The organism is Nocardioides sp. (assembly GCF_031422975.1).
GTDB lineage: Bacteria > Actinomycetota > Actinomycetes > Propionibacteriales > Nocardioidaceae > Nocardioides.
In genome coordinates, this window is record NZ_JANPEO010000474.1 from 1 (window position 1) to 7,873 (window position 7,873).

Here is a 7,873-nt window from a genome sequence, read left to right on the forward strand (position 1 = left end):
CGACCTACGTGCCGGGCAAGCCGCCGACGCCGAGACCCGGCCTCACGACCTACAAGCTCTCCTCCAACGAGAACCCCTATCCGCCGCTCCCGGGCGTCGTCGAGGCCGCGATGCGCGCGGCGGAGGCGATGAACCGCTATCCCGACATGGGCAACTCGGCGTTGTACGCCGCCCTGTCCTCGTCGTTGGACGTGCCGGTCGAGGACCTCGCGGCCGGCACGGGATCGGTCGCGCTGATCTACCAGCTCTTCAACGCGTTCTGCGAGCCGGGCGACGAGGTGATCTACGCCTGGCGATCCTTCGAGGCCTACCCGATCGCGGCCACGGCCGCGGCCGCCGTGTCGGTCAAGGTGCCGGTGCTCGCCGACGGGCGCCACGACCTCGACGCGATGGCCGCAGCGATCACCGACCGCACGCGCGTCGTCATCGTGTGCACGCCCAACAACCCCACGGGACCGGCGGTCACGCAGTCCTCGCTCGACGCATTCCTGGCGAAGGTGCCACCACACGTGCTGGTCGTGGTCGACGAGGCCTACCTCGAGTTCGTCCGGATGGACGACGCGATCGACGGGCTCGCGACCTACCGCGCGCACTCCAACGTGGTGCTCACGCGGACCTTCTCCAAGGCCTACGGGCTGGCCGGCTTCCGCGTCGGCTATGCCGTCGGCCCGGCTCCCTTGGCCGGCGCGCTGCGCGCGGTGTCGCTTCCGTTCGGCGTCTCGTCGGTCGCCCAGGCCGCGGCGATCGCGTCCCTGGCCTCCTCCGATGCGCTCTTCGAGCGGGTCGACGCGTTGGTGGCCGAACGGGACCGGGTCGTCGCCGCCGTACGCGCCGCGGGCCGGGAGCTGCCCGAGGCGCAGGGCAACTTCGTGTGGTTTCCGCTGGGGGAGCGCACGGCGGAGTTCGCCGCTGCGGCGGACGAGCTCGGCATCGTCGTACGCCCCTTCGCCGGCGAGGGCGCCCGGGTGTCCATCGGCGAGACCGAGGCCAACGACCGGCTGATCACGCTGGCGCAGACCTTCCCCCGCTGACTGGCCCATGTAACACGCTGTCCGGTGCTCTTCCACGCTGTTGCAACGGCGCAGAAGTGCACCGAACAACGTGTTACATGCGGGCGGGCCCGGGCGGGCTCCGGCGGGCTCCGGCGGGCTCCGGCGGCGCCCGATCCACCTCCGGGTCGGCGAGCAGGGGTCATCCGGGGTGCGGTGCCAGCGTCCGCACGGTCACGCTCTCGAACGTCGCCGTCCCGCCCTCGCTGAACATCTCGAGCCCGTCGCTCGTCGGCCCCGGGAAGACCTGGTCGGTGATGACCACTTCGCCGATCCCGCCGAAGACCTCCACCGAGGTCCGGTCCACGAGGATCTGCAGGCGGATCCTGCCCCGGTGCAGGCCCAGGGGCGCGTGCTGGACGCCGGCGAAGTCCGCGCTGAACGCGACGTTGCCGCTGCGGGTGCGGTCGACGAACATCGAGGCCCGCGCGGTGTCGTAGCCGATGCGCGTCGCCTCGCCGTCGCCGACGTGGACCAGGAAGCCGACGCGCTCGGCGTCGCCGGGGTCGATGACGGCCTCGAGCGCGTATGCCGTCGCGCGCGGCAGGGGACTGGCCGGCGCCGCGCCCGCGCCCGTGACCTGGACCGGATCGAGCGCGACCCTCGCCCCGACGGCCGGCCCGGCCAGCCCCGCCAGCGCATCGACCGGCTGTTGGACCAGGTGAACCTCGTCGCCGACCGTCCGCAGGGACACCCGCCGGGGCGTGGTCATCGCGCCCCGCCAAGGCTCGGTCGGGACGGACCGGGCGTACTGCCAGTTGCTCATCCAGCCGATCAGGTGCCGACCCGCCGGGTCGTCCTCCCACGAGACCGCGGCATAGCAGTCCTTGCCGTGGTCGAGCCAGCGCGGGGTCGTCATCGAGGACTCGTCGTCCGCGACGAACGAGGTGCCGTCGAAGTCGCCGAGGAAGTACTGCGTCGCCGAGCCGCCCGCCACACCGCCGGCCTCGATGCTGACGACGAGCACCCACCTGAGCGGTCCGTCGTCGTCGACCCGCAGCGCGAAGAGATCGGGACACTCCCACACGCCGCCGCTCGCGCCCCGAGGGCCGAACTCGGACAGCAGTGCCCAGTCCTTGAGGTTCGGCGAGGAGTAGAACGCGATCCGATGCTCGGTGGACCTGGCCACGGCCATCAGCCAGCTCCGGGTGGGCTCGAACCACTGCACCTTGGGGTCGCGGAAATCGGTCGAGCCGATGTCGAGCACGGGGTTGTCGGCGTACTTGGTCCAGGTGCGACCGCGATCGGTGCTGAAGGCCAGCGACTGGGCCTGCCTGCCGTCGGCGAGGTAGGCCGACGTGTAGATCGCCACCATGGCAGGCGCGTCCGCGGTGCCGAGGCCGCTGGTGTTGGCGCGGTCGAGCACCGCGCTGCCCGAGAAGACCGATTCGACCGCGTCGTGGGAGATCGCCAGCGGCAGCTCGTCCCAGCGCACGAGGTCCGGGCTCACCGCGTGCCCCCAGGACATGTTGCCCCAGGACTCGCCGTCGGGGTTGTACTGGAAGAACAGGTGGTACTCGCCGTCGTGGTGGACGAGTCCGTTGGGGTCGTTGAGCCAGTTGCGAGCGGGCGTGAAGTGGTACGCGGGACGGCGGGAGCCGGGCGGCGGTGTCTGCACGCCGATGAGCGTGGAGGCTCCGACCCGGCCCGTCAACCGCCGTGACCTTTCCGTGGCAGGATGGTTGAGCGAGCAACGACCGTCAGGGGTGACATGGGCGCTTACACGACCGCGGGCAAGGCCTTCGAGCGGGACATGGACTACATCAGCGATCGCATCCTCGCCGGTCACCGCTCGGCCGACCCCGCCGACCCTGGCCCAGGTGACGTGCCGGTATGGCCGGTCGAGCCCGGTCGCTATCGCTTGATCGCGGCCCCGGCCTGCCCCTGGGCCAACCGGGCGATCATCGTGCGCAACCTGCTCGGCCTCGAGGACGTGATCTCGTGGGGGGCTCCCGGGCCGACCCACGACCAGCGCAGCTGGACCTTCGACCTCGACCCCGGCGGCGTCGATCCCGTGCTCGGCATCGAAAGGCTGCAGGAGGCCTACCTCAACCGCATCCCCGACTACCCCAAGGGCATCACCGTGCCCGCGATGGTCGAGGTCGCGACGGTCGAGGTCGTCACCAACAACTTCCCGGTCATCACCCACGACCTGTTCTTCGAGTGGCGCGCGCACCACCGACCGGACGCGCCCGACCTGTGGCCGGCCGGCTGCCGCCCGGAGATGGAGACGGTGATGCAGCGTGTCTTCACCGAGGTCAACAACGGCGTCTACCGCTGCGGCTTCGCGGGGACGCAGGCGGCGTACGACGCGGCCTACGAGCGTCTCTTCGTCGCCCTGGACTGGCTCGAGGAGCGTCTCGCCGATCGGCGCTACCTGATGGGCGACGCGATCACCGAGGCGGACGTGCGGCTGTTCACGACGCTGGCCCGCTTCGACGCGGTGTATCACGGGCACTTCAAGTGCAACCGCAACAAGCTGATCGAGATGCCGGCGCTGTGGGGCTATGCGCGCGACCTGTTCCAGACGCCGGGGTTCGGCGAGACGATCGACTTCGAGCAGATCAAGCAGCACTACTACCGCGTGCACACCGACATCAACCCGACCGGCATCGTGCCCATGGGGCCTGACCTCTCGGGATGGCTGACGCCGCACGGTCGCTGACCGGCACCCCAGCGCCCACCCTGCCCGGTCAGGGGATGGGCGGGCTCGTCGTCGTCGGGGTGGTTGTCGGTGTGACCGTGGTGGTCGCGGTAGGAGCCGGCGTCTCGGTGGGCGTCGGTGTCGGTGTGGGCGTCGGCGTCGGTGTCGGTGTGGGGACCGGCTCCGGGCCCTGCACGAACGCCGACAGGACTGGCCCGTCCCTGGTCCACAGCAACCGCGCGGCGTACAGCGCCCGCTTGCCGACGTCCTCGAAGTCCTGCGCGCCGTGGTAGCTCTGGTAGCAGGGCAGGTTGGTGCCCTTGCAGACCCAGCCGTGGAAGAACAGCCGGTTCGCGTGGGTGCTGGTCGCCTCGAGGTAGTCGGCGCCGCCGGGACCGCACACCCCGGAGTTCTGCCGGTTCACCAGCGCGTGGCCGCGGGTGCCCTGCCACCCCTGGTGCCGGAACATCGAGCGGCGCCAGATGGTGCGGTAGCGACAGTCGCCGTAGTCGCCGCGCGAGGTGATCAGGTAGTGCCACTCACCGTGACGGACCATGATCGGGTTCTCGAGGACGCCGGTGTCGCGGATCAGCTCGCGGCTGGTCCCGAACGTGCCGGTACCGGTGGAGTTGAGGCGGATCATCCGGATCGTCGACGGCGTGCCCTGGGTGCGGTAGAGCAGGAACCGGCGGCCGTCGGGCGCGATGTAGGACGAGGGGTCGATCACGCCACGGCGAGGCAGGCCGACGCGACCGGCGACCGGGTCGAAGGCGGGCTGGGTCGTGGAGTAGTCGGGGCACACGAGCGGCCGGTTGCTGACCGGGGTGAACTTCTCGCTCAGGGTCGGGGCGGTGGCCACGCCGATGCAGCGATCCTGCTCGTGGGGCAGGCCGCGCGAGGGCATCGTGTAGTAGGCCAGCCAGCCGGTCGGGCCCTGTTCGAGGTCCGGGCCCCACACGCCGGCGAACTTCGCCCAGGTCGGCTTGCCGTTGAGCAGGTCGCCCGTGGCGTTCCACATGCCCCAGTCGTAGTCGGAGGTCGAGCTGCGAGCCCGGAAGCCGGTCGAAGCGCCGAACCACCTCGTGCCGTCGAAGACGACGCTCGGGTCACCGAAGTCACGGTCCCAGATCAACGGCCGGGGTGCGACCGCGGCCGACCTGTGGGCCCCCGCGTCGTCCTCGCCGTTGGCCGGGCTCGAGACCGTCGACAGGGCGAGCAGGGCAGGCAGGGCGGCGAGCGCCGTCAGTGTGCCGGCCCACCGGAGCAGGTGATGTGTCTGTGCGTGCATTGACCGAGACCCCCTTCAAGGCATCTCCTTGATACCCCGAGGACGGGGGGTCAACGCAAACCGACAGGCCCGAGGCGGCGTGACCGCAGGAAGCCGGCGATGACCGGCGCCCCGTCGACCCAGTCGAGGTCGGCGGCGTACATCGGACCGGGTGAAGTCGCCCTGCGACAGCTTCATCACCCAGCCGGCCGGACGCTCGATCGGCACAGGGTTCCCCACAACAGCGGCAGCAGCCGGATCGAGGACGGGACCCGGTCGGTCTTGCAGGCCAGGTGGGGGACCGGCGCGGCCGCCAGCAGCAGCGCGATCAGGAGCAGCAGGCCTCGTCGGAGGCCGCCGGTGATGGTGCAGGACGCCGGATGGATTCGCGCCAGGGGTGGTGTGACGGATAACTTTGACGACACCATGTGGCCGGGGTCACACACGCCTACGGCACCATGGCCCACAGACAGCCGTCGGTGCGCCCGGTGACCCCGAGCAGCCGCTAGCGAATGGAGTGCCATGAGCGACCCGTCAGGATTCGGCCCGGACCTCGTGGAGGTCTTCGGACCTTCGCAGCAGGACGGCGGCCCCGAGCTCGTGCAGCTCCTCACCCCCGAGGGTGAGCGGGTCCACCACCCCGAGTTCGACCACGACTTCTCCGCCGAGGAGCTGCGCGGCTTCTACCGCGACATGGTGATCACGCGCCGGATCGACACCGAGGCCACCGCGCTCCAGCGCCACGGCGAGCTCGGCATCTGGGCCCAGCTGCTCGGCCAGGAGGCAGCCCAGATCGGCGCCGGCCGCGCCCTGCGTCCGCAGGACTACGTCTTCCCGACCTACCGCGAGCACGGCGTCGCCTACTGCCGCGGCATCGACCCGCTCGACCTGCTGGGCCTGTTCCGCGGCGTCGACCAGGGCGCGTGGGACCCGGCCGAGAACAACTTCGGTCTCTACACGATCGTCATCGGCGCGCAGGTGCTGCACGGCGTCGGCTATGCCATGGGCATCCAGCGCGACGGCGCCGTCGGCACCGGCGACCCCGACCGCGACGCGGCGGTCATCGCCCACTTCGGCGACGGCGCCTCCTCGCAGGGAGACGTCAACGAGGGCTTCATCTTCGCCGCGTCCTACAACGCGCCGGTCGTCTTCTTCTGCCAGAACAACCAGTGGGCCATCTCGGAGCCGATCGAGCGCCAGACCCGCATCCCGCTCTACCAGCGCGCCCTCGGCTTCGGCTTCCCGGGCGTCCGCGTGGACGGCAACGACGTGCTGGCCACGTACGCCGTCACCAGGGCCGCACTGCAGCGGGCACGCGACGGGCAGGGCCCGACGCTCGTGGAGGCCTACACCTACCGCATGGGCGCGCACACCACGACCGACGACCCGACGCGCTACCGCCTCTCCGACGACGTCGAGCGCTGGAAGCTCAAGGACCCGATCGAGCGGCTGAAGGTCTATCTCCGCCGCAACGGTCTCGTCGACCAGCAGTTCTTCGACGACCTCGACGACGAGGCCAAGGAGCTCGGCCACCACCTCCGCGAGGGGTGCAAGGCCCTGCCCGACCCGGCCCCGTTGAGCGTCTTCGACCACGTCTACACCGAGATGACCGACGAACTCGCCGCCCAGCGCGACGGCTACGCGGCCTACCTCGCGTCGTTCGAGGGAGAGCACGCATGAGCAGCCTGCAGAGAATCACCCTGGCCAAGGGCCTCAACATGGGTCTGCGCAAGGCCATGGAGGACGATCCGAAGGTCCTCATCATGGGTGAGGACGTCGGCAAGCTCGGTGGCGTCTTCCGCATCACCGACGGCCTGCAGAAGGACTTCGGCGAGGACCGGGTCATCGACTCGCCGCTCGCGGAGTCCGGCATCGTCGGCACCGCCGTGGGCATGGCCCTGCGCGGCTATCGGCCCGTCGTCGAGATCCAGTTCGACGGCTTCGTCTACCCGGCCTACGACCAGATCGTGTGCCAGGTCGCGAAGATGACCTTCCGCTCGCAGGGCAAGTCCAAGATGCCGATGGTCATCCGCATCCCCTTCGGTGGCGGCATCGGCGCGGTCGAGCACCACAGCGAGTCGCCGGAGGCGCAGTTCGCACACACGCCCGGCCTGAAGGTCGTCGCGTGCTCCAACCCCGTCGACGGCTACTGGATGATCCAACAGGCCATCGCCTGCGACGACCCGGTGATCTTCCTCGAGCCCAAGCGGCAGTATCACGCCGACAAGCTCGAGCTCGACGAGTCGGCCACCCCTGCTCCGCTCTTCACCGCCCGCACGGTGCGCGCCGGCTCGGACGTCACCGTCCTGGCGTACGGGCCCACCGTGAAGACGGCACTCAAGGCGGCCGAGGCGGCCGCCAACGAGGGCAAGTCGCTCGAGGTCATCGACCTGCGCACGCTCTCCCCCCTGGACATGGCGCCGTTGCTCGAGTCCGTACGCCGCACGGGACGCGTCGTCGTCACCCACGAGGCGCACGTCAACCTCGGCATGGGCGCCGAGCTGTCGGCCCGGATCACCGAGGAGTGCTTCTACTCCCTCGAGGCTCCGGTGCTGCGCGTCGGCGGCTTCGACACCCCCTATCCGCCCTCCCGGATCGAGGAGGAGTGGTTGCCCGACCTCGACCGCGTCCTCGATGCCGTCGACCGTTCGTTGGAGTTCTGAGATGGCTGAGTTCAAGCTGCCCGACGTCGGCGAAGTCCTGACCGAGGCGGAGATCGTGTCCTGGAAGGTCAAGGTCGGCGACGAGATCGAGATCAACGACATCATCGTCGAGATCGAGACCGCCAAGTCGCTCGTCGAGCTGCCGTCGCCCTACGAGGGCACGGTCCTGGCGCTGATGGTGTCCGAGGGCGAGACCGTCGAGGTCGGTACGCCGATCATCTCCGTGGGCACGCCCACGGGGGGCGAGCCC

At 70.2% G+C, this 7,873-nt stretch carries 8 protein-coding genes; 5 read left to right on the forward strand and 3 right to left on the reverse strand.

The window, feature by feature from the left end; all coding sequences use genetic code 11:
- The first annotated feature begins 8 nt into the window (after positions 1–8).
- Positions 9–1,031: a histidinol-phosphate transaminase gene (locus RMO85_RS14175; RefSeq protein ID WP_310529379.1), complete on the forward strand. Its 1,023-nt coding sequence runs from the start codon at positions 9–11 to the stop codon at positions 1,029–1,031.
- A gap of 160 nt (positions 1,032–1,191) precedes the next feature.
- On the opposite strand, the gene RMO85_RS14180 is transcribed toward RMO85_RS14175, so the two are convergent.
- On the reverse strand, positions 1,192–2,667 hold the full coding sequence (locus tag RMO85_RS14180; RefSeq protein ID WP_310529372.1) for a glycoside hydrolase family 32 protein: 1,476 nt from the start codon (positions 2,665–2,667) through the stop codon (positions 1,192–1,194).
- Positions 2,668–2,760: 93 nt separating this feature from the next.
- Between RMO85_RS14180 and RMO85_RS14185 the strand changes: the two genes are divergently transcribed.
- On the forward strand, positions 2,761–3,714 hold the full coding sequence (locus RMO85_RS14185; protein ID WP_310529373.1) for a glutathione S-transferase C-terminal domain-containing protein: 954 nt from the start codon (positions 2,761–2,763) through the stop codon (positions 3,712–3,714).
- A gap of 28 nt (positions 3,715–3,742) precedes the next feature.
- On the opposite strand, the gene RMO85_RS14190 is transcribed toward RMO85_RS14185, so the two are convergent.
- Positions 3,743–4,981 (reverse strand): family 43 glycosylhydrolase, encoded by a 1,239-nt coding sequence (locus RMO85_RS14190; protein ID WP_310529374.1) that lies wholly within the window; start codon positions 4,979–4,981, stop codon positions 3,743–3,745.
- Between the two features lie 176 nt (positions 4,982–5,157).
- Positions 5,158–5,388: a hypothetical protein gene (locus RMO85_RS14195; RefSeq protein WP_310529375.1), complete on the reverse strand. Its 231-nt coding sequence runs from the start codon at positions 5,386–5,388 to the stop codon at positions 5,158–5,160.
- A gap of 94 nt (positions 5,389–5,482) precedes the next feature.
- Here RMO85_RS14195 and pdhA point away from each other — a divergent pair, with 94 nt between their 5' ends.
- From pdhA to RMO85_RS14210, 3 genes are all read left to right on the forward strand, one after another.
- The gene (gene pdhA, locus RMO85_RS14200) at positions 5,483–6,640 is read left to right on the forward strand and encodes a pyruvate dehydrogenase (acetyl-transferring) E1 component subunit alpha (RefSeq protein ID WP_310529376.1); all 1,158 of its coding nucleotides are present in this window, start codon (positions 5,483–5,485) and stop codon (positions 6,638–6,640) included.
- A complete protein-coding gene (locus tag RMO85_RS14205; RefSeq protein WP_310529377.1) occupies positions 6,637–7,623 on the forward strand; it encodes an alpha-ketoacid dehydrogenase subunit beta in 987 nt (328 codons plus the stop codon). Before pdhA ends, RMO85_RS14205 begins: the two co-directional genes overlap by 4 nt.
- A gap of 1 nt (position 7,624) precedes the next feature.
- A partial coding sequence (locus tag RMO85_RS14210; RefSeq protein ID WP_310529378.1) for a biotin/lipoyl-containing protein occupies positions 7,625–7,873 on the forward strand: 249 nt, incomplete at its 3' end.